Source organism: Streptomyces sp. NPDC111516, assembly GCF_055635345.1.
On record NZ_JBVKBV010000012.1, the window covers coordinates 104810 to 130250 of the forward strand.

Sequence of the window (25441 nt, forward strand, 5' to 3'; positions counted from 1 at the left end):
GCGGGCCGGTCCGGGCGCGGCCTCACGCGATGAGCAGGGACAGCCCTCCGATGGTGTACGTGATCATCAGGACCAGTAGCGGGAGTTGCCCGGCGACGGCGCGGCCGGACGGGAAGAGGCGTACGGACCTGTCGTGGGCTGCGACGACGCCGAGCACGTGGCCGAGGACGATCGCGGCGACCTGGAGCGTGGCGACACCGCCCGGGCCCAGCGGCGGTTCGGGCGGGGCGGGATTGTCAGTGCCGGATGCCACCATGACGGTGCGTGGCCCTTCGGTGACGAAGAGCGTGAAGTAGTGGGCGACGAGATAGCCGAGGGCGATCGGGACGAGCGAGTGCGCGAAGGCGGTGAGGGGATGGCCGAGTCGACCGGAGATCAGCCGGGTCGCGCCGGTGCAGAGGGCATAGAGGGTGGCGACGAGGGCGACCGCGCCCAGGAGTCCCAGCGTGGCCGCGGTGGTACGGCCCAGAGGTGAGGTCTGGACGGTGGTGATCCAGGACGGGGCGTCCGAGAAGCCGTCGTAGGCCGTGGAGCCGAGCATGACGCAGACGGTGGCGACGAGTCCGGGGGTCTGCGGGGTGGCATCGAGGCCGTTGAAAGGGGAGCGGAGTACGAGGCGGCGGTCGGCGGGGCGGCGGCCGAGCGGGGAGAGCCGGGCGAGCAGCCCCGAGTAGACCTCGAAGGCGTCCGCCCGGTCGAACCATCCGGCGCCGTGGCGGGCGGCGCCTGCGAGGTGGACGGCTGTGTAGAGGGCGAGGAAGAGGAGGAGAGCGGTGGTCGACGCGGGGTCGGGTGCGACGAGTTCGAGCCAGGTGAAGGCGAGGAGCCCGGCCGCGGCGGGCCAGAGCCCGAGGCGCGTGGGAAGGGGGCGGCCCGCGGCCGGGTCGCGGCCGAGCGCGCGGCAGCCGAGGAGGTGGACGGTACGGAGCGGGTTGAGCAGTCGCCAGACGGGGCCGAGGAGGAGTGAGGCGGGGACGAGCCCGACCCAGAGGAGTACGTAGACGGCACCGGGGGCCGGGTTGCGGTCCGGGTCGTCCGGACCGAGGAGGAGGTGGAGCGTGACGAACAGGGCGGCGGCCAGCCCGAGTACGCGCGCGGCGATACGGGTGGGGCGGGCGTCGGCGAGGCGCTGGACGGCGGCCGGGAGCGGGCGGCCGGCCCGGTCGCCGCGGAATCGGGAGGCGGACCAGAGCAGGCCGAGCGCGAGGAAGGAGACGAAGAGCGCGGCGAAGGCACCGGCGAAGGCGTAGAAGGGGGACAGCGGGAGATCGTGCTGAGCGCCGATGCCATGGGCCAGGACGGTCATCTGACGACCAGTTGGGTCAGGAGCAGGTCGGACTCGTGCGTCTCGACTTCGAAGAGCCCGGTGCGGTCGGCGGTGAACGTGAGGGTGACGGTCTTTCCGGCGGGCAGCCGGGCCTCCTTGTCGTAGCCGTGGACGTGGAGGGTGTCGGCGTGGTCGCTGCGGACCCGGAGGGCGATGATCCGGCCCTTCTTGATCTCGGTGCGGCCGGGCGCGGGGCTGACCTTGCCGTGGGAGACGACGATCTCCAGGGTCGTGTCCGGCCGGGGCGTTTCCGGTGGGTGCGCCGCGGGCGCGGTGGGCTGTGCGGAGGCGGTGGAGAGTGAGGTGGTGGCCTGGATCGGGGCGGAGTTCACGGCCCAGGCGGTGTGGTCGTCGGCGTAGAGCCGGGCGGTGAGGCCGGTGCCGCCACCGGCGCCGCGGACGAGGGAGTCGGAGAGGTGGTACCAGGAGCCGTAGACCCGGGCGAGGGGGTGGCCGTCGAGGAAGAGGCGGGCGTGGCCGCGCCCGAGGAGAGCGGCGCCGCCCACGCTGTCCGGGGTGAACCGGAAGTTCCGTACGGAGAGATGGACGTTCCACCCGTCCTCTGAGTCCGGCCGGACCGCGACCGTCACTTCGGGGGCGCCCTTGGCGTCGACCTGACGCAGCCGGTGGCCGGAGCCGTCGTCGGCGGTGAGGAGTCGGCCGACGCTGCCACCGGCCTGCTCGTGGCTGGTGCCGGGTTTGTGGTGGGTGGTGGCCCGGCCGCCGCAGGCGCTCGCTCCGAACAGGAGGGCGCCCGCGGTGAGTACGGTGACGGCTGCGACGCCCGGCCGGGTGGGCCGCGGTCGCCTGAGGGAACGCTTCACGATACGTCTCCTTCCGGGGCGGGGGCCTGGGCAGGGGCCGGCGTGGCGACCGCGTCCGGAGCCCGGCCCTCCGCCGGCGCCCCTCGTTCGCCCGACGCTGCCCGTTCGCCGTGCCGGGCGGCGGCCATGACGGCCCACACCACCCAGATCACACCGAGCAGTCCACGCACCCAGGCCGGGCTGAGCGGAATCCACGGGATCATGAACACGGCCTTGTCGACGGCGTCGAGCAGCGTGAGCGCACCCAGGACCACCGTGGTCCAGCCCAGCCACGGCCGTTCGCCCCGCAGCACCAGCCCGATCCCGGTCCACCACACCCCGGTCAGCAGCAGGGCCAGCGCGGGCACGTAGGAGGAGGCCAGCCCCATCGTCGATCCGGCCACGTCCAGCCCGAGACCGATCACGCCGAGCACCGTGACGGCGGTGGCGAACCCGCTGCCGCGAAGTCTGCGCCACCACAGCACCCCGCCGACCAGCGCGAGCACCACGGCGACCGCAAGCGCCAGCTGCACCTCGATGCGCTCGATGCCCCGTGCTCCGTACCAGTCGCAGCCGGCCGGCAGCCGTCGCGCCTGCACGTTGTAGTCCGCGCAGACCAGCAGTTGGGCCAGTTTGACCGGTTCGCCGACGAGCCGGTCGGTACGTCCGGACACGGCGCCGTGCTCGGAGCCGCAGGTGGGCAGGGCGCGCGGGGAGGACGGGCCGGCGTCCGACTGCCAGCAGTTGCCGTCGCCCTGACCGTCCCACCACACGTCGGCGCGGTTGGGCCGGGAGTTGCCCGCCTTGTCCGTGCCGAGGTGGTTGCCCGCGTACCGGTTGTGGTGGGAGGTGTCGGTCTGCTTGGACAGCTCGTTCTCGCCGCGGATGAAGGCGGGGACCGCGGTCAGGAAGAAGGCGGCGCGCTCCTGCCCGTAGATCCAGTTGTTCTCGTAGAGGTTCCAGTTGCCGCCCGCGGTGATGATGCCCGAGCCCGGCGGCATGGAGATCTGCGGGCAGACGACGCCGTCCTCGTAGCCGCGGTCCACGGGCGGCTTGGCGCAGGTCCCGTCGGCGACGTACGGGTAGTAGTCGGCGTTGTTGTCGTGGATCAGGTTGCGTTCGAAGCGGGCATGGTTCTGGGGCAGTCCCGGGTGGCCTGGGAAGGCGCTGTCCATCGAGGCGCCGCCCATGTTGTGGTCGAACTCGTTGTCGTGGACATAGACGGAGTCGCCCGCGGTGCCGGAGTAGCCGACCATGTTGTGGTGGCTGTGGCAGCCGGTGATCTCGATCGAGTAGCGCGGCACGTCGTAGCCGTACGCGTCGTTGATGTTCGACGCGCTGCCTGGGTAGATGCCCGAGTCCCCGTTGCCGTACGACTCGCAGTTCTTGTACAGCCCGTGGTCGCTCGCGAAGGTCAGAAACCCGTACTCGTCGTTCCACCGGGTGAGGACGGAGTCGATGACGAAGCCGTCCTGGGCGAGGACGTACAGGGAGTTGAACGTGGTGCGCTGGGCGGTGAAGTTCTTGAAGTAGACGCCGTCGGAGCCGTCCGCGCGGATCGCGTTGAGCTTCTGGTACTTGGCGTCGATGACGACATCCGTGCGCTCGGCGCCCGTCCCCTCGATCTGGAGGTTCTTCTTCCCGAGGATCGCCACCAGGTTCTGGTTGTGCGGGCACCGCGCCTGCTGCGCGTAGGACAGGATCTGGTAGCCGAGCTGGGAGTTGGGCGCCTTCAGCCGGGCGCACTCCCCCGCCGGCTTGGGCAGTGAGGGCTCCTCCTCGTACAGGCCGGGCAGGATGGCGATGTTCATGCCGGGCCTGCCGACCGCGTCGACGGCCTGCTGCAGATGGCGGTAGCCGGACTTCAGGCACCGGTCGAACAGCTTCAGGTTCCGGACTCGCAGCCCCTCCGGGAAGCCGGATATGCGGCGCTCGAAGTCCGCCCGGTCGCTCTTGCAGACCAGCAGATCCGGTTCGCCGGTGCGGTACACGGGGACGCTGCCGGTTCCGTCGGGCAGGGTGACCGGACGTTCCTCGTGCGCCTGGGCGGCCGGAGCCGCGAGGAGGGCGACGGCGAGCGCCGCCAGGACCACCAGAAGTCTTCGTGTCCACGACATGTCCGGGAGAGTAGAGCATTGTTCAGCTTTTGAAACCCCCTATGCACCACGAATGCCGTTGACGTGCCCCGATCCGATTCCTACGGTTGTCCATAGGATTCCTTCGGCACCGGGAGCGCACATGAGCGGCATCGAGCAGGCGAGGAAGACGGCGGAAGGGCTTGAGTACTCCGCCGGTTTCGGCAATGAGCACAGCTCGGAGGCGGTGCCGGGGGCGCTGCCGCACGGCCGTAACTCGCCTCAGCGCGCGCCCCTCGGGCTCTACGCGGAGCAGCTGAGCGGCTCGGCCTTCACCGAACCGCGGGCACACAACCGCCGTTCCTGGCTCTACCGGATCCGCCCGTCGGCCGCTCATCCCCCGTTCATCCGTATCGGCAACGGGGCGATCCGGACCGCCCCGTTCACCGAATCCGTGCCCGATCCCAACCGGCTGCGCTGGGACCCGCTCCCCGAGCCCGCGGCCGGGACGGACTTCGTGGCCGGCCTGTGGACCCTCGGCGGCAACGGCGACGCGACGCAGCGCACCGGCATGGCCGTGCACCTCTACCACGCCGACGCATCCATGACCGACCGGGTGTTCAGCGATGCGGACGGCGAGCTGCTGATCGTCCCGGAGCGGGGCGGCCTGCTGCTCCGTACCGAACTGGGCCTGCTGCGCGCCGAACCGGGGCACGTCGCGCTGATCCCGCGCGGCGTCCGTTTCCGGGTGGAGCTGCTGGACGCCACCGCCCGCGGCTACGTCTGCGAGAACTACGGTCAGCCTTTCACCCTCCCCGACCTCGGTCCGATCGGCGCCAACGGCCTGGCGAACGCCCGGGACTTCCTCGCCCCCGTCGCCGCCTACGAGGACGACGAACGCCCGGCGGAGGTGGTCAACAAGTTCTGCGGGAACCTCTGGTCAGCGACCTATGACCACTCGCCGCTGGACGTGGTCGCCTGGCACGGCAACCACACCCCGTACGTCTACGACCTGCACCGCTTCAATGTCATCGGCTCGATCAGCTACGACCACCCGGACCCGTCGATCTTCACGGTGCTGACCTCGCCGTCCGACACCCCCGGGCTGGCCGGGGTCGACTTCGTCGTCTTCGCACCGCGCTGGCTGGTCGGCGAGGACACCTTCCGGCCGCCGTACTTCCACCGCAACGTGATGAGCGAGTACATGGGCCTGATCGAGGGCGCGTACGACGCGAAGACGGCGGGCAAGGGCGGCTTCGTACCGGGCGGCGGCTCGCTCCACAACATGATGTCGGCGCACGGCCCCGACCGGGAGACCTTCGACCGGGCGAGCGAGGCGGAGCTGAAGCCGCAGAAGATCGACGACGGCCTGGCCTTCATGTTCGAGACCCGCTGGCCCGTGACGGCGACCGGGCAGGCGGCCGCCGCCGACCATCTGCAACGCGGCTACGACGACGTGTGGCAGGGTCTGAGCCGCAACTTCAGGCCGTAGGCAACGACGCCACGTATCGGCCCCGCGTCGTCGCGTCCGCTGTGTCGCAGTACGGAGAGACCAGGTGACCCAGGTGCCTCAGATGCCCAAGCTGTCCCAGGGAAACGCCTTCGCCCCCGATTCTCTGGTCCTGAACCGCAAACTGCCCTTGTGGTACCAGGTCTCGCAGTCGTTGCGCGCCTCGATACTGGGCCGCGCCAAGGACGCCTCGGCACGGCTGCCGACCGAGGAGCAGCTCGCCGCGCACTACGGCGTCAGCGTTCTGACGATGCGCCAGGCGCTCAAGGAGCTGGAGACGGAAGGGCTGATCAGCAGGCACCGGCGCCGCGGCACCTTCATCGAGCCGCGCGCCCGCCGGGTGTCACCGGTCCGGTTGCTGGGCTCGATCGACGCGATCGTGGCCCAGCAGTCGGGCGAGCGGGCCGCGGTCCTCGGCCACGGTCCGGTCGCCGTGCCGGGCGATCTCACCGAGTACTTCCCCGACTGCGCCGAGGTGGTCAGCTACCGCAGGCTGCGCCGCGACGGCGAGAGCGACGAGCCCACCAACTGGGCGGAGAACGCGGTGCGTCCCGAGGTGGCGGCCCGGCTCGATGTCGCCGATCTCGAACGCTGGCCGATGACCAAGGTGCTGCGCGACCGGGTGGGCGTCCGGATCGCGCGCATCACCGACACGGTCGAGGCGCGCCTCGCGGACCCGGCGACCGCCGAACTCCTCCAGGTCCCGCTGCTGAGCCCGATCCTGTTCTACACGGGGGTGACGTACGACGAGAGCGGCCGGGTGGTGGATGTGGCACAGATCCGCTACCGGGGCGACCGGTTCTCCTTCTCGGTGACCGTGGAAGCGCGCTGACGGCCCGCCCTCCGGCGCCGTTACGATGCCGGAGGCGGTGGCGACGGGGAGGACGACACGGTGGCAGCACGGGCAGCGACCGGAGCCGGCGGGGACGACGACAGCCCGCTGCTCGACGACCTCATGCCATGGTCCGTACGACCTCTGCGGACCGGGCGCCCCTGGGTGACCGCCCCGGACGCCGGTTCGCTCAAGGCCCGTTGGGAGCGGCTGGTCCGGGCGGAGGCCGCCGAGCGCGAACGGCTGTTCCGGCACACCCGTCTCCGTACTCCGCAGACGCCGGTGGCGGCGCTTCCGGGACAGGCCACCGGCACCGGACGGTTCGCCCGCGAGACCGGACCGTGCCCCGAGCCGGTACGGATCCTGCACGGCCCGTTCGACGAACAGTGGCTGCTCCCCGACCACCGGCTGATCGACGTGGCCCGCCCCGAGCTGTGGCGGGTCGCCGACGGGCACCAGCTCTTCGCCGTCGAGCACGGGTACGTGCCCCAGGACACCGGCCCCGCCCTGTCCGTGACGGCGCTCCTGCCCGACGGCCACTCCCCCGCCGGCCGACCGGGCCGGATCCGGCCGCTGTACCGGCGCCCCGGAGGTCTCGAACCCAACCTGGCCCCGGGTCTCCTCGCACTGCTCCGGGCCCGCCACGGGGATGCGGTCACGGACCGGACCGTGCTGGCGTGGACACTCGCGGCGGCCCGTCACTCCGCCGCCGGGTGCGTGGTCCCGCTGCCGGCCGACACGGCGCGCTGGTCGGCGGGCGTGGAGCTGGGGCAGGAGTTGCTGCGGGTGCAGTTGCGCGGCGCCCGGGGCGGGGAGCGCCCGCGGCTGCCCGGCGGGCGACGCCCCTATGTGCGGGCCTCGGTTCCGCCCGTGCCGGCCACGCTGGAGTACGACCCGGCCGACGAGGCGCTCCTGCTCGGCACGGGCCGCATCTCGCCCGTGCCGGCCGGGGCTTGGGAGTTCCGGGTGGGCGGCGTCCGAATGCTGGAGCTCTGGTTCCGCCGCCGTACGGCGGCGTCCGGGGCACAGGACGTGGACGGCCTGGAAGCGGTGCGGCCACGCGCCTGGCCCCAGGAGTGGACCTCGGAGCTGCTGGAACTGATCACCGTGCTCGCCCTGCTGGCCGAGCTCCGACCCCGGCAGGAGGTCGTGGCGGACGGCCCGCGGATCACGGCCGACGACCTCCGCGCGGCGCGTGTCCTGCCCATCCCGGCCGCGGCCCGGCGGCCGGCCTCGGTTCTCGACCATCAGGAGGAGGGTCCGGACGGGCAGTTCGCGCTGTTGTGACGGGGCACCCGAGGCCCGCGCGTTACCGGTCGAAGGAGTCCAGCACCCGGTACAGCGCCCGGTCGAAGACCCCCTCCAGATCGATCGGCCCGGAGTCCTCGGCGAAACCCGCCGCCATCCGCGGATACTTCCCGGTGGCTATCTGGCTGATCAGATAGTTCGTGCGCGCGGCGTGCTCCTGCTCCTCGGACCAGGGCAGCGACCGGCTGCGCTCCGCCGTGGCGATCTCGTTGGCCACATAGGTGGTGACCACACCGTTGACCATGGCGATGAGTTCCATCTTCTCGCCGAACCGCGCGTCGACGCCGTCCAGAAGGCTGAGCGTGAATTCCAGATACCGCAGCGCGTTCGGGCTGAAGCCGTACACGGGTGACATCAGCCGGGGCACCCAGGTGTGGCGGTGCATCATCGCGCGGGCCTGATGAGCCAGTGCGACCAGATCGGCGCGCCAGTCGCCGGACGGTTCCAGGAACTCGTAATCGGCGCTCACCGCGTCGAGCATCAGCTCGTACAGGTCCTCCTTGCGTGGCACGTAGTTGTAGAGCGACATCGTGCCGCAGCCGAGCTCCGCCGCGACCTTCCGCATGGATACCGCGTCGAAGCCGTCCGCATCGGCGATACGGACGGCGGCCGCCGCGATGTCGGCGCGACTGAACGCGGGCCTGGGGCCGCGGCCCGCACGTTCGGGGCGCGCCCAGATCACTTCGGGTACAGCGGGTCGCCCCACCATTGATCATCACCTCGCTCACCATCCTAGTTACGTACACCGTACGTAGTGCGCTATGGTGGGCCGCATGGAAACTACGTACGCTGTACTTAGTGAAGGCCTGGAGAAGCGTTACGGCGATGTCCACGCGCTGCGGGGACTCGATCTCGCGGTCGCCGAGGGCACCGTCTGCGGAGTACTGGGGCCGAACGGCGCGGGCAAGACCACCGCCGTCCGGGTCCTCACCACGTTGACGCCCCCGGACAGCGGCAGCGCCCGGGTGGCGGGCCACGACGTGGTGCGCGAGGCGGGTGCGGTGCGCGCGGCGATCGGCGTCACCGGGCAGAATGCCTCGGTCGACGGCGAGCTGTCCGGCCGGCAGAACCTGCGGCTCTTCGCGAAGCTGCTCCGGTTACGCGGCGAGGCCGCGCGCACCCGCGCCGACGAGCTCCTGGAGCGCTTCGAGCTGACGGAGGCCGCAGACCGCGCGGCCCGCACCTACTCGGGCGGCATGCGCCGCCGCCTCGACCTCGCCGCCAGTCTGCTGACCCGCCCCCGGGTGCTGTTCCTGGACGAGCCGACCACCGGACTCGACCCGCACAGCCGCAACCAGATCTGGGCGGCCGTACGGGAGCTGGCCGGCCGGGGCACGACCGTCCTGCTCACCACGCAGTATCTGGAGGAGGCCGATCAGCTGGCCGATGACATCGTGCTGATCGACCGGGGCCGGACCGCCCACCGCGGCACCCCGACCGAGCTGAAGGCCCGTATCGGCAGCTACGCAGAAGTCGTCGTCTCCCATGAATCGGCACTGGTCCCGGCGGCAGCCGTCCTCGATCAGCTCACCGGCACCGAACCGCTGCTCGACCACCAGCGCCGCACCGTGGGCGCCGTCGCGACCGACACCACGCTCACCCTCCCCCGTATCGTCCGCGAACTCGACGCGGCGGGCGTACCGCTGGTCGACGCGAGCCTGCGCCCGCCGACGCTCGACGAGGTCTTCCTCCGCCTGACCGGCCGCAACGACGGCCGCACCTCCCCGCCCCTGAAGGAGACGGCAGCATGAGCGGCATCGCACCGGCCCACGAGCCGGCCCTCACACCGGCCACGAGCACCCCGGTCGCCGACGCCCTGGCCATGCTGGGCCGCCATCTGCAGCGGATCAAGGCCGCGCCGGGCGTCATGATCCTGACCCAGACCATGCCGATCACGATGCTGCTGTTCTTCGGCTACGTGTTCGGCAGCGCCCTGGCCATGCCCGGCCAGGAGTACCGCGCGTTCCTGGTGCCGGGCCTGCTGGCGTCGACGGCGGCCAACGGCATCATGGTCGGGATGTTCCAGGCCTCGCAGGACTGTGACCGCGGGGTGATGGACCGGTTCCGTACGCTGCCGATGAGCCGGCCCGCCGTACCGTTCGGTCAGACCGCCGCAGATCTGCTGACCACCGCCATCGGCATGATTCCGCTGATCCTGGTCGGACTCGCGGTCGGCTGGCGGATCGAGGGCGGCCCGCTCGCCGCCCTGGGCGCCTTCGGGCTGCTGCTGCTCCTGCGGTTCGCCACGTCGTGGCTGGGCTGCTGGCTGGGCCTGCTGATCCGCAACGAGGAGGTCGCCGGCCAACTGGGCAGCGCGACCTTCATCCTGCCGCTGCTGTCGAGTGCGTACATCCCGACCGACAACCTGCCGGGCTGGCTGCGGACGGTCGCGGAGTGGAACCCGATCAGCGCGATGGCTTCAGCCACCCGCGAACTGTTCGGCAACGCGTCCCCGGCGGCCGACGCCGCCTGGCCGGTCGCCCATCCGGTGGCCGGGACGCTCGCCTGGTCGGTGGCGCTCCTCGCGGTGTTCGTGCCGCTGGCCGTACGGCGTTACGCGCGCGGCGGCGAATGACCGTGACGTGCCGCGCCCACCGGTGCAGCGCGGTGCACACCGAAGCGCTACTGCGGGCTCCGGGGAGACGGGAGAGCGGACAGCAGCGCAGCGCCGGGACGGTGAGGTGGTCCGACCGACCCGAGCGGGGGGAGCCGGACGATGAACCCTGGCCGGGGAGAGCCCGGGCGATGGACCGTTGGGCAGTCGCGACGGGCCGTCGGGTCAGTGGCGGCTGCCGAAGAGCGAGCGGCGCAGTCGACGCAGCGGCGCGAAGAGGGAGACCCGCGCGCTCTTGCTCCGATGGCGATGGGCGGCGTCACGCGAGGTGAGCTCGCGCATCAGCAGCGTCGCCTCCGCGGACTCCCGCTGCGGGACGACGGGTCCGCCGAGCACCGCGAGATGGCGGTCGAGGCGCGAACTCGTCGCACTGCTCCCGCATGTGATGGCAGGCACACGAGGCCTGCTGCGCACCGTTATCTGTTCCATGTCACTCCCCACCCGTACGAGGGCACCCGGCCCGGGCAGATTAACCCTATCCCCCCGCGACGACACTCGTGTATCCCGGTCGCAGGATTGAGCACACACATACGGAGGTTGACGACTCCAATCCGAATCCGCCCGATTCCAGGGCGAGTTGGACAGAACGGAAGTGGTTCACCGGCTCGGGTCGGCAGAGTGCCGGACGGAGACCCCTGCGGACGGGGGGCCTCCTACCCGTCGGCCGACCGACGGGCCCGGCGCAGGCACTGGGTGGGGGGTCAGGCGGCCGAGGCGAAGGAGGGCAGGTAGCCGCCCGACTGTCCGGCCGCGGTGGGGTGGTACGACTCACCGATGTTGAGCCAGTTGAGACTGTGCAGCCAGGCGCTTCCGGAGCAGATCTCGTGCCCGGTGAAGTTCCCGCTGACACCGGCGTAGGTGAAGCCGTGGTCGGCGGCGCGCTTGGCGGTCGCCGCGTTGAGGTAGTCGGCGGCGTCGTTGATCGCGCCGCGCACCTTGTCGCTCAGACCGACGACACAGCTGCCGCCGATCTTGTAGAAGCGCGGGTAACCGAGGACGACGACACGCGCGGACGGCGCCTTGGCGCGGATCGCCGAGTACACCGAGTCGAGATTGCCGGGCAGGGTGGTGTCGACATAGCTGCGGGCCGTGGCGATCCGGCTGAGGCAGGTGGCCTCCGACTGGAGCACGCAGGTGGTCATGACATCGGCGAAACCCGCGTCATTGCCGCCGACGGATATCGAGACGAGGTCGGTCGAGGAGTTGAGGGGGCCGAGCTGACCGGCCTTGACATCACTCGTGCGGGCACCCGAGCAAGCGGTGAAGGCGAAGGACGAGGGCGAGTTGGCGGCGGCCCAGAGTGCGGGATAGGCCTTGGTGCTGCGCTTGCAGTCCCCGCTGGCACTGTCGTAACTGCCGGTTCCGACACCCGAGGAGTACGAGTCACCGAGGGCTACGTAGTCGACGGCCCGGACAGACGTGGCGGCGTTGGCGGTGGCCGCTCCGGTCAGAGCGAGTACGGCACCGAGCAGGAGCGAGGACGAGAACGCCACGAGTCTGGACATTTTCATGGAACCTCCCTTGGACCGACCGGCAGGATCTCCGCCGGTCTGCCGTGTCCGTGGTAGCAGTACGCACACCCCCACCGGAAGTGTCCATGCCAAGTTCCTCCAATGAGTTCTCCTGCGCGTCCCCCTGAGGTCGCGTCATGTCCGCGATCGACCCCCTCGAGCGGGGAGGAAGGTGACGAAACGTGGATGCGCCGGATGCCGTCGTGCCGGATCATGGGCGCCATGTCTGCCAACCCTGAGTCCGCTCTGCCGATCCGGCTCACCGTCGACGACAGCGATTCCCCGTCCGATGTCGTCGACGCGCTGTTTCTCGGCCGCTTCGCGACGGGCGAGCAGCCGTACTCGCACAGCTCCTCCCTCGACCGCGTCAAGGCCGGGGCCACTCTGCTGCCCCCGGCGGCCAAGGTGTTGCGTGCCGCCCGCGACGACGACCGCAGCGCCACCCTCGCCGAGGGCGACGGCTGGACGCTGCTCATCTCGCGATGGAGCCGCGGCGCCGACGTCACGGTCACCGCGACCAGCCCGGAGCTTGCGCGGCGGATCCTCGGCCAGGCGACGGACGGCGCCCGGGACGAACCGGAACCACAGCCCGAGAACGTGACGATGGGCTTCTGGTACGTGTCCCCGCGCCGCGGCCCGTACCGCACCACGCGGCAGATCGCCGCCGGCACCTGGGACGAGGTCCGCGACAACTACACGGCACCGGTGGCCGGTGCCATGGACCGGCTGATGAAGGTCACCCCCGACGACATCGCCGGCCGGCTGCTCCTGCTGCACGGCCCGCCCGGCACCGGCAAGACGTCCGCACTGCGCACGCTCGCGCGCTCGTGGCGGGACTGGTGCCAGGTCGACTGCGTGCTCGATCCGGAGCGGCTCTTCAACGACGTCGGCTATCTGATGGACATCGCGATCGGTGAGGAAGAGGGCACGGCGAAGGGCCGTTGGCGGCTGCTGCTCCTGGAGGACTGCGACGAATTGATCCGTGGCGAGGCCAAGCACACGGCGGGCCAGGCGCTGTCCCGGCTGCTGAACCTCACCGACGGACTGCTGGGCCAGGGCCGCAATGTGCTGGTGGCGGTCACCACCAACGAGGACCTGGAGCGGCTCCACCCGGCCGTGGTCAGGCCCGGCCGCTGCCTCGCCAGGATCGAGGTGGGCTCACTGACCCGCAAGGAGGCGGTGGCCTGGCTGGGTACGGAGGAAGGGCTCGGCCGCGAGGGGGCCACGCTCGCCGAGCTGTACGCGCTGCGGCGGGGCAGCAGCCCCGCGTCGGTACCGAAGCAGGACTCCGGCGCGGACGCGGGCCTGTATCTCTGAGAGCCTGTCGGGTGACCTTCGATCGGGGAGCGGGCGCGGACGCCCGATCAGAGGTCACCCGACAGGCTCTGAGCCGCCGTTCAAGCCCGTCCGGCGACGGAGAACGAACCGACACCGCCGGACGGCCCCGGGCCCGGGGCTCCGGACCCGCCCCCACCCCCACCTCACCGCGCCTCGTACGCCGCCCGCAACGCGTCCTCGGCCAGGGACAGTGCGTCGGCCCGCGACAGGCCCAGCCGCCGCGCCTGCTCCGCGTACTCCTGTGCGGCGGCGGCCGCATGACGTTCCGCCGCATCACCGGCGGCGGCGACGAACGTGCCGTGGCGGCCACGGGTCTCGATCACCCCGTCGGCCTCCAGCGCCCGGTACGCCTTGCCGACGGTGTTCGCGGCGAGGCCGAGCTCCTCGGCGAAGCCGCGTACGGTCGGAAGTCTGAAACCGACCGGCAGCGCGCCGGAGCGGGCCAGTTCGGAGATCTGCGTCCGCAGTTGCTCGTACGGGGCGGTACCGGCATCCGGATCAAGAGCGATCTTCAGAGTCACCCGCCGATTGTCCCCCACCGCCGGAAAATCAGGGGCGACCGGTACGCGCCCACGCGTAGCGTCCTGCCCATGACTGTCCTCGTTCGCGACTTCCTGCCCGCCGACGCGGAGGCCTGGGTGCAGGTCCGGCGTGCCGCACTGCCCTACATGGTGACGACTCCCGAGCAGGTCACCTTCGATCTGGCCTCCGCCCATCCCGACAAGCGCTACCGGCTGCTGGTCGCCGAGGAGGACGGTGAGCTCATCGGGACCGCACAGGTCGGTCTCGTCCACGACAGCCCCGAACCCGGCCAGGCATTCTGCAATCCGTACACGCATCCGGACCGCACCGGTCGCGGGGCAGGTGGGTTGCTGCTGAGTACGGCCGAGGAGTACCTGGCGCGGGAGGGCGCGCTCGCGCTCTACAGCTGGGTGCTCGACACCCCGTCGAACCGCGCCTTCGCCGAGAAGCGCGGCTACACGCCGAGCCGTTCGGCGCATTTCCTCCGCCTCGACCTGGCCCGCGGCTCGCTGCCGCCGCGGCAGGATCCCCCGGCCGGCGTCGAGCTGCGCACCGGCGCGGACTTCGCCGACGATCCGCGCCCGCTCTTCGAGGCGGACGCCGAGTCCACAGCCGACGAACCGAGCGACACCCCGGCCGAACTGTCCGACTACGAGGACTGGCTCCGGCAGATCTGGCGCCATCCCGGACTCGACCACGAACTCACCTCGGTCGTGGTGGTCGACGGAGAGGTGGCGGCGTTCAGCGCGGCGCAGACCGACGGCCTGACCCGCTACATGTCGGGGATGACCGGCACCCGCCGGGCGTACCGCAACCGGGGCCTGGCCAAGCTCGCCAAGAACGACTCGCTGCACCGGGCGCGCGCCGCCGGGTACACGGACGCGTACACCGGAAACGACGCGGAGAACGCCCCGATGCTGGCCGTCAACCGGTGGTTCGGCTACGAGATCTGCGCCACGGAGGTGCGGTATGTCCGCAAGCTCGGCTGAGACCACGCTGACGGTCGCCCTGATGAAGGCCGGACGGACCAAGATCCGCTACCCGGCGGACGTGGTCCGCGACGACGGCACCCGGGTGACGGTGCGTGCACCGTGGGCCGCGCCCGGGGTGCGGGACTTCGGCTTCGTACGCTTCGAGCCCGGCGATGTGTTCATCGAGCACTACTGGCGCGATCGCTGGTTCGCCGTGAAGGAGGTCCGTACCGGAGCGGGTGAACTCAAGGGCTGGTACTGCGACGTAACCCGTCCCGCCGTGCTGCTGGACGGGGAGTTGCTGGTCGAGGACCTGGACCTGGATCTGTGGGTGTCGGGGGACGGCACGTCCGTGCTCCGGCTGGACGAGGACGAGTTCGAGGAGAGCGGTCTCGCCGAACGCGATCCGGCGGCGGCCGGGGCGGCCCTCGGAGCCCTGGACGAGCTGGAACAGCTGGCCCGCACAGAGGGCCTCGCGGCGCTGCTGACCTGACCGGCCACAGGGCCCGGGCGGACACTGCGGCCGCTGCCGCAGTGTCCGCCAACTGAATTACAGTGCTCAGGTCAGTTCCCCACCCGGTGACCTGAGAAGGAATCACGGATTATGCCCACTGAGACGTTCGAGTTTCAGGTGGAAGCGCGCCAGCTTCTGCAGATGATGATCCACTCGATCTACTCGAACAAGGACGTGTTCCTGCGCGAACTCGTCTCCAATGCCTCCGACGCGCTCGACAAGCTGCGACTCGAAGCGCTCCGCGACGACTCGCTCGGCGCGGATGTGTCCGACCCCCACATCGACATCGAGACCGACAAACAGGCCCGTACGCTGACCGTGCGGGACAACGGCATCGGTATGTCACACGATGAAGTGGTCCAGCTCATCGGGACCATCGCGAACTCTGGCACCGCGAAGTTCCTGCGGGAGCTCAAGGAGGCCGAGGACTCCGCCGCGGCCGAAGGGCTGATCGGCCAGTTCGGGGTCGGGTTCTACGCCAGCTTCATGGTGGCCGACGAGGTCACGCTGCTGACCCGGCGCGCGGGCGAGAGCCAGGGCACCCGCTGGACGTCGACCGGCGAGGGCACGTACACGATCGAGACCGTCGACAGTGCTCCCCAGGGCACCGCGGTCACCCTCCGGCTCAAGCCGGAGGACGCCGACGACCGGCTCTACGACTACACCTCCCCCTGGAAGATCAGGGAGATCGTCAAGCGGTATTCGGACTTCATCACCTGGCCCGTCAGGATGGCCGCGGAGGCCCCGGCCGACGACGCCGCGGGCACCGGAGAAGGGGCCGACGCCGCCCCGCGTGAACCCGAGACCCTCAACTCGATGAAGGCCCTCTGGGCGCGCTCGCGCGACGAGGTCAAGGACGACGAGTACCACGAGCTGTACAAGCACATCAGCCACGACTGGATCGCTCCGCTCGAAACCATCCGGCTGCAGGCGGAGGGAACTTTCGAGTACCAGGCGCTGCTCTTCATCCCGTCGCACGCGCCCCAGGACCTGTTCATGCAGGGGTACAAGCGCGGCATCCAGCTCTATGTGAAGCGCGTCTTCATCATGGACGACTGCGAAGCGCTGATGCCGCCGTATCTGCGTTTCGTCAAGGGCGTCGTCGACGCGCAGGACCTGTCGCTCAACGTGTCGCGCGAGATCCTCCAGCAGGACCGGCAGATCCAGTTGATGCACCGGCGTCTGGCGAAGAAGGTGCTGTCGACGGTCAAGGACATGATGTCCGCCGACCCGGAGCGCTACGCCACGTTCTGGCGGGAGTTCGGCCGTGTCCTCAAGGAGGGGCTGCTGAGCGACTTCGAGAACCGCGACGCCATCCTCGGTGTGGCCTCCTTCGCCACGACCCACGACCAGGACGAGCCGACCACGCTGCGGCAGTACGTGGAGCGGATGAAGGACGGCCAGGAGCACATCTACTACCTCACGGGTGAGTCCCGGCAGGCCATCGAGAACTCCCCGCACATGGAGGCGTTCCGGGCCAAGGGCGTCGAGGTGCTGCTGCTGACCGATCCCGTCGACGAGGTGTGGGTCGAGGCCGAGCCCGAGTTCGACGGCAAGCAGCTGCGGTCCGTCGCCAAGGGCGAGGTCGACCTCGGGACCGAGGAGGAGAAGAAGGAGGCCGCGACCGAGCGCGAGAACCGGCAGCAGGAGTACGCGGAACTGCTGACCTGGATGACGGACCGGCTCGGCGAGACCGTCAAGGAGGTACGGCTCTCCTCGCGCCTCACCGTCTCGCCCGCCTGCATCGTCTCGGACACGCACGACGTGACGCCGGCCCTGGAGAACATGTACCGCGCCATGGGCCAGCCCGTCCCCCAGGTCAAGCGCATCCTCGAACTCAACCCGGAGCACCCGCTGGTCAGCGGCCTCAACCGGGCGCACGCCGAACGCGGCGAGGATGCCGGCCCGGGCCTGGAGGAGACGGCCGAACTCCTTCGCGACCTGGCGCTGTTGGCCGAGGGCGGCGAGCTGGGCGACCCGTCGCGCTTCGTCAAGCTGATGGCCGACCGCCTTGAGCGCACCCTGTGAGTGAGGGCCGCACCCCCTCGGACAGGCCCCCGGGCCTGTCCGAGGGCCCGCCCGGCTCATCGCCTGTCTGATCGCGGTCGGACACGTCCGGTGCCGGGGCACGCGCGCCCGGCAAGATCTTCATGAGTCCTCTAGTCCCGGCGCCGTGCCCATACATCGGTGTACGGCGCCGGGTCCTCGGGTGCCGGGCGGGCTTGCGGGATTCCGGCGACCAGCTCCACCTCGTACCCGGCCGGGTCCTCCAGATAGGCGGCGATGTGCTCGTCCCCGCCCGCATGCGGGTAGCGGTCCGGGAACAGCTGCCGCCAGCCGTGCTCCGGAGCTCTGGCCACCAGAGCGTCGAGGGTGGCCCGGTCCCGGACGTGGAAAGCCAGATGGTTGAGTCCGGGGCTGCGGCGGTCGTGCGTCCTCCCGGTCAGGTCGGGTGACTGCTCGACCACCACATAGCTGTCACCGCGCCGCCAGCTCCGGCCGTGTTCCCAGTGCTGGTACGGGACATGGCCCAGCTCGCCGAGCAGCCAGCCCCACCCGTGCTCGGCCGCCGGCAGATCGGGCACCCACAGTTCGATGTGGTGCACCCCGCCGGTGCCGGCTCCGCCGGCGGGCAGCGGGACGGCGCGGCGGATACCGTGCGGCTGGTACGCCACGGTGTCGCCGTCCTCGTGCCAGTGGATCAGGAAGTGCTCCCCCGCGCGGTAGCCGTCGAGTCCGGCCCGGCAGTAGGCGACGATGTCGTCCGGGAGGGCGTCCAGCGGGAACCAGGCCAGCTCGGAGCACTTCTCCGGTTCGCGGTTGTACGGCGGGCGACCGGGGTCGTACTCCGCCTCGAAGAACCAGCCGGTCCGGGGCCTGCCGCCGGGGCCGCGGTGCTGCATGACCAGGGCGACCCGCAGCTCGTCCGGGCCGAGTTCGACACCGATCTCCTCGGCGGCCTCACGGATCACCGCCGCGCGGACGTCCTCACCGTCCTCGACGTGTCCGGACGGGCCGTTGAACAGCCCGTCCGCGTACCCCGTATTGGCCCGGCGGGCGAGCAGGACGTCGGGGCCGCGACGGAGGATCAGATGCACATCGACGACTTCGGTATGCCTGCGCGGCGGTTCGGCACGGGCCACCAGGGCGTAGCGCTCGTCGTCGACGTGCTTGCCCCACAGGGCCGGATCGTCGGAGAGCCGCTCGTGATGGATGTGTTCGGTGAGCTCCGAGAGCAGTCCGGTCAGCCGCTCCGCGGAGAGACCGACGGCGCCCCAGACGCCCTCGATCAGGATCAGCCGGCCGCCGGGCCGCAGCAGGGTGAACCAGTGACGCAGGGCCGCCACCGGATCGGGCAGCAGCCACACCACATGCCGGGCCATGATCACATCGAACTGCTGCTTGCCGACCGGCGGTTGGGCCGCGTCCCCGAGAAGCACCCCGGTGCCGGTGCCGGCGAGCTTGGCCCGCGCCTGCTCCACCATGCGCGGCGACCGGTCGACGGCGGTGACCCGGTGCCCCTGCCCGGCGGCGAGCAGCGCGAGGCTTCCGGTGCCGCACCCCAGGTCGAGCACCTCGGAGCGCTCGCCGGGCAGCCAGCTCTCCAGCCGCTGCGCCCAGGCATGCCGGACCGCCGGGTCGAGCAGCCCGTGGTCGGGCTCCTCGTCGAAGGAGTCGGCCGCGGAATCCCAGTCGATCGTCGTCATGAGTCGATCGTGCCATCCACCACTGACAACGACGCCCCGCACGGCACGAAAGGTCCCGCTCCCGGAGCGCCCGGGACACCGGGGCGGGCCTCTCGTACCGCTTGTCCGCCGCCGGGCTAGCCGATGACCGAGGCGCAGGTGGTGGGGGTGGCGTGTGCCGGATCCAGGGCGTTCGCCACCTCGTGGTACGCGATCCGGTCGACGGTGCCGATCGCCACGTGCTCGGAGAGGTCGACCGGGCACAGGTCCTGGAGCAGGACGTTGTGTACGTTCGGCCCGTCCAGGAACTGCGTGCGATACGGGGTCACGACCTCGTCGTACCTGGTCGCAATGACCGTGTAGCGCACTCCGGGCACGGTGTCGCCGCCCGCGTTGAGCTTGGTGACGAAGGGGGATCCGGCCACCTGGTCGGCGAGGCCGGGCGTGTTGGCGTTCAGCAGGTCCTCCGCTCCCGGGAAGTACGGCAGCAGCTTCGTCAGGCCGAGGAGGGTGGTGCCGTGGTTGTCGGGGGCGAGCCCGATCATGGCATTCACCTTGGCGGCCCCGCCGAGGAACTTCAGGTAGTAGTTCGGCATCATGCCGCCCTGGGAATGGCCGACGATGTCGGCCTCGGACGCCCGGGTGGAGGCGAGCACCCTGTCGACGAACGCGGCGAGCTGGCCGGCCGACTCGTCGATCGGGCCGAGGCCGTTGAAGACCGGCACGCCGGGCAGCTGCCCGTAGTCCAGCGAGTAGACGCAGTAGCCCCGGTTGACGAGGTAGGGGGCGAGGACCAGCCAGTTGTCGATCGAGTTCCCGAAGGTTCCGTGGACCAGGACGACGGGGCGGGGGTGGGTTGCGGAGGGCTTGCAGGAGTAGTCGTTCCAGCCACGGGAGGTGGCGGTGGGGGTGGCTGCAGCGGCAGCGGCCGTGGGGGTGGCGACTGCGGCGACTGCGAGGAGCAGTGCGGCGAGGGTTCTCCGCGTACGTGGGGTACGCGGCGCACGGGTCCAGGGCAGCATCGGGTGGTCTCCTTGCGGCTCAAGGGAGTTGCGATGTCTGTGCGCCCTGCGGCCCGGACCACAAGTGGTGACTGCTGACGTTCTGTGTGTGCAGGCCAAATTACGCGTGAGTAAGGTGGCGTGGGAAGTTACGCGTCGGCAAAGACTGATGGATCATCAACAGTTCGAGATCAAGGGACCGTTCAAGCCGCTAGCCGCCCCGGCAATCACGGCTCACGGCCGGCGGTTCCCGGGGCCAGAGCGGCGGGGTACACGGCTCCTGGGCCGAAGCGGCGGCGGGCTCGGTCCGCGGCCGCTTCGGTGGCGCGAGCACGGTCGTCACCGGAGTCCAGGGAGAGTTGGCGGTGAGCGGCGTCGGCCGGCCTCAGATCGTCGGCACGTATCGCGAAGGCACGGACTCGGGCCCGCTGCAGCCCGAGGGAGGCCAGCAGGCCCAGGGCGGCCGTGACGAGGGCGGGCGAATGGCTGGTGGGTTCCGGCAGCGGACGCGTACGCGTGGTGGAACTGCGGTCGGCGTACCGCACCGTGAGGGTGAGGCGGCCGGCGACCTGCCTCTCGCCGCGCAGGCGCTGGCCGATCCGGTCGGCGAGCCCCAGGACGGCCCGGTGATGGAGCGCCGGGTCGAGGCAGTCCCGGTCCAGCACGAGGTCGGCGAGCAGGTGCTGCGCGGGTGCCAGTGGGGTGACCGGGCGGGGATCACGACCTCGGGCACGCTCGGCGAGCAGCCGGGCGGGTCCCGCACCGAGAAGGCGTTGCAGAGTCGCCGCGGGTACGTCGGCGACCTGGCCGATGGTGTGCAGACCGTACCTGTTGAGGGTGGCCGCCGTGGCACGGCCGATCCCCGGCAGTGCGGTGACCGGGCGGGGGTACAGCCATTCGGCGGCCTGGCCGGATGGGACCCAGGTGGTGTCCCCCGGTGCGGACGCATCGGCCGCCATGGCCGCCAGCATGCGGTTGCCCGCGAGCCCGGCGCTGCTGTCGATGTCATAGAGGGCCTTCAGCCTGAGCTTCGCCATCTGGACCAGGTCATAGGGGGACAGGTCGAAGTACCTGAGCGCCGAAGTCAAGTCCAGTTGAACGGCATTGGGCGGGATGGCCTGGACGTGAGGCGTTACACCGGACACCAGTTCGATTACGTCGTCGTACTGATCCTCGCTCAGCGCGGCGTGCAGATGGAGGTGGGCGATGTGCCGCTGACGCGTGGTCATCCTGCGCTCCCCGGGCTGGTGTAACCGAGCTTCTTCAGGTCGGCCGAACGGCTGCCGGCGGGCCGCAGGTCGGCGTACGGGTGCAGCCGAGCCCCCGTGGTGCCATCGACCAGGGTCCGCCGCGGCTGCGCGGGGGTCGGGTGCGGATGGTCGGCGCCGAGGAGGGCGAGAGCGGCTTCGGGGCCGTGGTCGCGGCGGGCGGCGGCAATCCGGTCCAGGTCCCAGGCCATGGTGCCGACGACGGTGCGGCGGGTGCCGCGCACCTGGACGGTGCCGCGGACCAGCAGCAGCCCGCTGTGGAAGACGGTGTGCGCGCAGGCCGGGTGGGAGTCCTCGAAGAAGGCCAGGTCGACCAGGCCGGAGCCGTCCTCCAGGGTGACGAAGATGATGCGCTTGCCGCTGGCGATCGGCGGGGTCTGGGTCGAGGCCCGTACCCCGGCGACGAGGACCTGCTGACCTGCCCGGGCTGCCGCCAGGTGTGCCGAGTCGGTCGCGCCGATCTCGCGCAGCAGGCGGTGGTGATGCTCCATCAAGTGCTTGGAGACGTCGATGCCGAGCGTGTTCAGTTCTGCGTTCAGAGCCTCGCGCCCGGTCATTTCGGGCAGTCCGCTCGGCTCTGCCCCTCCGGCCGCGTCGGCGTCGATGGGCAACTGGCCCCTGCCCGCGGACCTGACTCGGGACTGCCGGTGGAGTTCGGCGATCTGCAGGAGCAGATCACGCCGCGTGAGACGGCCGTCGTGGAGAGACCCCAGGGCGCCGATCTCCGCGAGGCGTTCGGCGACCGGCCTGCTGGGGTGGGCCCGCTGCCAGAAGTCCGACAGCGATCCGTACGGCCGGCCCTCCTCGATCCGGGCGCACTCCGCCTTGCTGATGCCGCGCACCGCGGACAGCGCGAGCCGTACGCCCCATCGTTCCCCGTCGGCCCGCTCCACGGTGTGCTGCGCCCCGGAGCGGTTGACGTCGACGGGCAGGACGGGAACGCCGCGTCGGCGGGCGTCGGCGACGAGGACACGCTTGGGCCACATACCGGGGTCGTGTTCGAGCAGCCCGGCCAGCAGATACGCCGGGTAGTGCGCCTTGAGCCAGGCGCTCTGCAGGGCCGGCACGGCGAAGGCGACCGCGTGCGCCCGGCAGAAGCCGTAGGCGCCGAAGGCCTCGATGGTCCTCCACACCTCGTCCCGGACCTCCGCGCCGTAGCCGCGGGCGCGGGCCTGACGGTGGAACCAGTCCTTGATCCGGGGCAGTCGCTCCTTGTCGCCGAGCGCCCGCCGGGCGACCTCGGCCAGAGCACGGTCGCAGCCGGTCAGCACCGACAGCGTCTCGATGATCTGTTCGTGCCAGATGGTCACGCCGTAGGTGTCGGCGAGCACGGGTTCGAGGTCCGGGTGGACGTAGGAGGGAGTGCCGCCATGGCGGGCGGCGATGTACCGCTCGGGCATTCCGCCGGCGACCGGCCCGGGGCGGAAGAGACTGATATCGGCGATGACGTCCTGCGGGTCGCGGGGCTGCAGCCGGGACAGGAGGTCCTGCTGGCCAGGGGATTCGAGCTGGAACAGGCCCAGGGTCTGACTCTCCTGAATGATCTTGAATGCGAAGACGTCGTCGAGCGGCACCTGCCGCGGGTCGTCCAGGTCGATGTGGTTGCCGGTAGTCCGTTCGATCTCGGTGACCGCATGGGCCATCGCGGACTGCATCCGTACGCCCAGGACGTCCAGTTTGATGTTGCCCAGCGCCTCGATCTCCTCCTTGGCCGCCATGGCCATCGGGTAGTCGCCCTGGGGGGTGGGCTGCACCGGCAGCCGGTCCAGAAGCGTCGCGTCGCTGATGACCACACCGCAGGGGTGCATCGCCATGCCGTGGACCAGGGAGTCGAGCCCCTCGGCCACCTCCCACAGCGGCCCGTAGCGTCCCGCCTCGGCCGCCAGCTGACGCAGTTCGGGCAGTTCGGCGAGCGCGCCCCTGATGTCCGCTGCCCGCAGATGCGGGAAGCTCTTGGCGATCCGGTCGACCTCTGCCGGTGCGATCCCCAGAGCCAGGCCGGTGTCCCGCAGTGCCCGACGGGCCCGGTAGGTCTCGGGCATCGCGGTGACCGCCACCCGTTCCCTGCCGAACCGGTCGAAGATCGTGTCGTAGCACTCCAGCCTTCTGGCGGACTCCACGTCGATGTCGATATCCGGCAGTGACGTCCGTCGCACGCTCAGGAAGCGTTCGAACAGCAGGCGGTGATCGAGCGGGTTGGCGGTGGCGATGCCCAGCGCGTGGCAGACCATCGAGCCGGCGCCCGAGCCGCGGGCCGCCACCCGGATGCCCTTCTCACGGATGTCGGTCACGACCTGTCCGACGGCGAGGAAGTACGGGTCGTAGTTCAGCTTGGAGATCACGGCGAGTTCTTCGTCCAGCCGGTCGAGCGCGACGCGGTCGCGGTCCAGGCCGCGCCGTGCCATACCCGCCTCGCACTGTTGGCGCAGCAGCTGTGCCGCGCCGCCGGCCCCGGGCCCGGCGCCGAGCACTTCCGCCTCCGGGAAGTGCGGCGTACCCAGACCCAGATCCGCCGCGGGGTCAACGGTGCACGCGGCCGCCGTGGCAGCGGTGTCCCCCAGCAGACGGCCCGCCCGCCGGGGTCCCGCTCCTGCGCATTCGGCGATCAACTGCGCGATGCCCGCCATCGCCCTCTCGTCCTTGAGCCAGCGCTGCCCGCTGTCCAGGCGGCGCCGGTCGATGGGCCGCAACAGCCGCGCGGCGTCCAGGACATCGGCGAGCCGGTGCTGGTCGGGGTCGGCGTAGCGGACGGCATTGGAGAGCACGACGGTGGTGTGGGTACGGTCGGCCAGCGCCAGGGTCCGGGCGGCCACCCGTAGCGATCCCGGCCCGGTGCCGGACCGCCTGTGCAGGACAGCCTCCAGCCGTATCCCCCTGCCGAAGATCTCCCGCCACGGCGCCAGCAACTTCACCGCAACGTCCTCCCGGCCCGCCGCCAGCGCGCGTACCGGCTCCGAGAGCGGCCCGAGCAGCACGATCAGACCGGGGCCACCGTGCTCGCGCAGCGCCTCCCACGGCACCACCGGTGCCGCCCCGCCCGCGGTCCCGGCATGAGCGGCCGACGTGATGCGGCACAACCGCGCCCAGCCGGCCCGGTTCTGCGCAAGCAGCACGAACCGCAACGGAGGCTCGACGACGTGCGCGCCACCGCGCACCGGGGTGCGGCGCCGCGGCGCCGGAAGCGGAGGCGGAGGAGCAAGAGCCTCGACGGCCAGATCGACGCCGAAGACCGGTCGTACACCGGCCCCGGCGCATGCCTGCGCGAACCGCACCGCCCCCGTGACCGTGTCCCGGTCGGTGAGCGCAAGCGTCGTCATGCCGCGCTCGGCCGCCCGCCGGACAAGGTGCTCGGGGTGGGCGGCGCCGTAGCGAGCGGAGTATCCGGACGCCACGTGCAGATGCGCATAGCCCGCCATGCCGCACCTCCATCCTCCACCCCATTTCAGCCATACGCCCGATACTCCTATCGTACGTCCGTTCGATTACTCTAGCTCCATCGAAGCCGGTCAGCGACCTGATTCGAACACATGACCGCATCTGAGATGTCCGCAGCGAGTGGCTGAAACTGTCACCTTCCTGTCCTCGCCCGGCACGGCTCCGGCCAGCCATTCGCCCCAACCCCACCTGCACGAACGGCCGAAGCCCCGGACCGTGGGGGCATGACTTTCGCTGACGAGGTGAAGAACGCCGTCACTCCACGGGCCGCACTGCTTGTCATCGGTGCGCTGACCGTCTTCGCGGTCGGCATGCCGACCCTGGCCCTGCAGACCCTCACCGGCATCGTCGGCATCGGCCTGGCGTCCTGATCGTGGTGATCGCGGGCAACCCGAGCGCAGGCGGCGCCTTCCCGCTGCCGATGCTCCTCGACTTCTGGCGGGCGATCGGCCCCGCACTGCCACTCGGGGCGGGCACCTGGGTGGCCCGGTCGATCGCCTATTTCAACGGCAACGCGGTCACCGGACCGCTGCTGGTACTGTCCGCGTGGGCGGTGGCGGGCACGCTCGTCACCCTCCTGCCGGCCCTGCGCAAACCGGATGACGCCGCCGGCGCCAGGGCGCCCTTCGGCTCGACGCTCTCCTGCCCCCCGCTCCGCCGCGGCGGAACCCCGCGCTCAGCGAAGCTCCGTCCTCAGGAAGTCCCCCTCCGGTGAAGCCCACTCGC

20 protein-coding genes and 1 pseudogene are annotated in these 25441 nt (G+C 70.9%); 10 read left to right on the top strand and 11 right to left on the bottom strand.

Annotated features, from left to right (window positions below):
* Positions 1-22: 22 nt before the first annotated feature.
* Genes ACZ7L9_RS22780 through ACZ7L9_RS22790 form a run of 3 tightly spaced genes read right to left on the bottom strand, consistent with a single transcriptional unit; the run spans position 23 to position 4247 of the window.
* Positions 23-1306 (bottom strand): hypothetical protein, encoded by a 1284-nt coding sequence (locus ACZ7L9_RS22780; protein WP_471417495.1) that lies wholly within the window; start codon positions 1304-1306, stop codon positions 23-25.
* Positions 1303-2151: a cupredoxin domain-containing protein gene (locus ACZ7L9_RS22785; protein WP_471417497.1), complete on the bottom strand. Its 849-nt coding sequence runs from the start codon at positions 2149-2151 to the stop codon at positions 1303-1305. The genes ACZ7L9_RS22780 and ACZ7L9_RS22785 overlap by 4 nt, the downstream gene beginning before the upstream one ends.
* A complete protein-coding gene (locus ACZ7L9_RS22790; RefSeq protein WP_471417499.1) occupies positions 2148-4247 on the bottom strand; it encodes a right-handed parallel beta-helix repeat-containing protein in 2100 nt (699 codons plus the stop codon). The genes ACZ7L9_RS22785 and ACZ7L9_RS22790 overlap by 4 nt, the downstream gene beginning before the upstream one ends.
* Before the next feature lie 121 nt (positions 4248-4368).
* Between ACZ7L9_RS22790 and hmgA the strand changes: the two genes are divergently transcribed.
* The 3 genes from hmgA (at position 4369) to ACZ7L9_RS22805 (ending at position 7834) form a co-directional block, all read left to right on the top strand.
* Positions 4369-5697, top strand: a complete 1329-nt coding sequence (gene hmgA, locus ACZ7L9_RS22795; protein ID WP_471417501.1) for a homogentisate 1,2-dioxygenase — start codon at positions 4369-4371, stop codon at positions 5695-5697.
* An 82-nt stretch (positions 5698-5779) separates the two neighbouring features.
* Positions 5780-6547 (top strand): GntR family transcriptional regulator, encoded by a 768-nt coding sequence (locus tag ACZ7L9_RS22800; protein WP_471417677.1) that lies wholly within the window; start codon positions 5780-5782, stop codon positions 6545-6547.
* Positions 6548-6607: 60 nt separating this feature from the next.
* Positions 6608-7834 carry a type ISP restriction/modification enzyme gene (locus ACZ7L9_RS22805; protein WP_471417503.1) on the top strand — a complete coding sequence of 409 codons (1227 nt, stop codon included), beginning with the start codon at positions 6608-6610 and terminating at the stop codon, positions 7832-7834.
* Between the two features lie 22 nt (positions 7835-7856).
* Here ACZ7L9_RS22805 and ACZ7L9_RS22810 read toward each other — a convergent pair whose 3' ends face one another.
* The gene (locus ACZ7L9_RS22810; protein WP_471417505.1) at positions 7857-8564 is read right to left on the bottom strand and encodes a TetR/AcrR family transcriptional regulator; all 708 of its coding nucleotides are present in this window, start codon (positions 8562-8564) and stop codon (positions 7857-7859) included.
* A gap of 64 nt (positions 8565-8628) precedes the next feature.
* Between ACZ7L9_RS22810 and ACZ7L9_RS22815 the strand changes: the two genes are divergently transcribed.
* Positions 8629-9606 (top strand): ATP-binding cassette domain-containing protein, encoded by a 978-nt coding sequence (locus ACZ7L9_RS22815; RefSeq protein ID WP_471417507.1) that lies wholly within the window; start codon positions 8629-8631, stop codon positions 9604-9606.
* A gap of 71 nt (positions 9607-9677) precedes the next feature.
* Positions 9678-10430 (top strand): ABC transporter permease, encoded by a 753-nt coding sequence (locus tag ACZ7L9_RS22820; RefSeq protein WP_471417679.1) that lies wholly within the window; start codon positions 9678-9680, stop codon positions 10428-10430.
* A 204-nt stretch (positions 10431-10634) separates the two neighbouring features.
* Here the strand turns inward: ACZ7L9_RS22820 and ACZ7L9_RS22825 are convergent, their stop codons facing one another.
* Positions 10635-10898: a hypothetical protein gene (locus ACZ7L9_RS22825; RefSeq protein ID WP_471417509.1), complete on the bottom strand. Its 264-nt coding sequence runs from the start codon at positions 10896-10898 to the stop codon at positions 10635-10637.
* A 272-nt stretch (positions 10899-11170) separates the two neighbouring features.
* A complete protein-coding gene (locus ACZ7L9_RS22830) occupies positions 11171-11980 on the bottom strand; it encodes an SGNH/GDSL hydrolase family protein (protein ID WP_471417511.1) in 810 nt (269 codons plus the stop codon).
* A 186-nt stretch (positions 11981-12166) separates the two neighbouring features.
* On the opposite strand from ACZ7L9_RS22830, the gene ACZ7L9_RS22835 reads away from it, so the two are divergent.
* Complete coding sequence (locus ACZ7L9_RS22835; protein WP_471417512.1) at positions 12167-13297, top strand: DUF5925 domain-containing protein; 1131 nt, start codon at positions 12167-12169, stop codon at positions 13295-13297.
* A 164-nt stretch (positions 13298-13461) separates the two neighbouring features.
* Here the strand turns inward: ACZ7L9_RS22835 and ACZ7L9_RS22840 are convergent, their stop codons facing one another.
* Positions 13462-13839 carry a GntR family transcriptional regulator gene (locus tag ACZ7L9_RS22840; protein WP_471417514.1) on the bottom strand — a complete coding sequence of 126 codons (378 nt, stop codon included), beginning with the start codon at positions 13837-13839 and terminating at the stop codon, positions 13462-13464.
* A gap of 69 nt (positions 13840-13908) precedes the next feature.
* Here ACZ7L9_RS22840 and ACZ7L9_RS22845 point away from each other — a divergent pair, with 69 nt between their 5' ends.
* From ACZ7L9_RS22845 to htpG, 3 genes are all read left to right on the top strand, one after another.
* Positions 13909-14829, top strand: a complete 921-nt coding sequence (locus ACZ7L9_RS22845) for a GNAT family N-acetyltransferase (protein ID WP_471417516.1) — start codon at positions 13909-13911, stop codon at positions 14827-14829.
* On the top strand, positions 14810-15304 hold the full coding sequence (locus ACZ7L9_RS22850) for a ribonuclease FAU-1 family protein (protein ID WP_471417519.1): 495 nt from the start codon (positions 14810-14812) through the stop codon (positions 15302-15304). Before ACZ7L9_RS22845 ends, ACZ7L9_RS22850 begins: the two co-directional genes overlap by 20 nt.
* Before the next feature lie 111 nt (positions 15305-15415).
* Positions 15416-17353: a molecular chaperone HtpG gene (gene htpG, locus ACZ7L9_RS22855; RefSeq protein ID WP_471417521.1), complete on the top strand. Its 1938-nt coding sequence runs from the start codon at positions 15416-15418 to the stop codon at positions 17351-17353.
* A 131-nt stretch (positions 17354-17484) separates the two neighbouring features.
* Here the strand turns inward: htpG and ACZ7L9_RS22860 are convergent, their stop codons facing one another.
* The 4 genes from ACZ7L9_RS22860 to ACZ7L9_RS22875 all read right to left on the bottom strand — a co-directional run bounded on the left by ACZ7L9_RS22860 (position 17485) and on the right by ACZ7L9_RS22875 (position 24696).
* On the bottom strand, positions 17485-19032 hold the full coding sequence (locus ACZ7L9_RS22860) for a trifunctional class I SAM-dependent methyltransferase/NUDIX hydrolase/VOC family protein (protein WP_471417523.1): 1548 nt from the start codon (positions 19030-19032) through the stop codon (positions 17485-17487).
* A 116-nt stretch (positions 19033-19148) separates the two neighbouring features.
* A complete protein-coding gene (locus ACZ7L9_RS22865; RefSeq protein WP_471417525.1) occupies positions 19149-20033 on the bottom strand; it encodes an esterase/lipase family protein in 885 nt (294 codons plus the stop codon).
* Between the two features lie 206 nt (positions 20034-20239).
* A complete protein-coding gene (locus tag ACZ7L9_RS22870; protein ID WP_471417527.1) occupies positions 20240-21241 on the bottom strand; it encodes a DNA polymerase Y family protein in 1002 nt (333 codons plus the stop codon).
* Entirely contained in the window at positions 21238-24696 is a 3459-nt protein-coding gene (locus ACZ7L9_RS22875; protein WP_471417529.1) for a DNA polymerase III subunit alpha, read from the bottom strand. Before ACZ7L9_RS22875 ends, ACZ7L9_RS22870 begins: the two co-directional genes overlap by 4 nt.
* 300 nt (positions 24697-24996) lie before the next feature.
* Between ACZ7L9_RS22875 and ACZ7L9_RS22880 the strand changes: the two are divergent.
* Positions 24997-25430 (top strand): annotated as a pseudogene (locus tag ACZ7L9_RS22880) (hypothetical protein); the annotation flags it as partial.
* Positions 25431-25441: the final 11 nt, after the last annotated feature.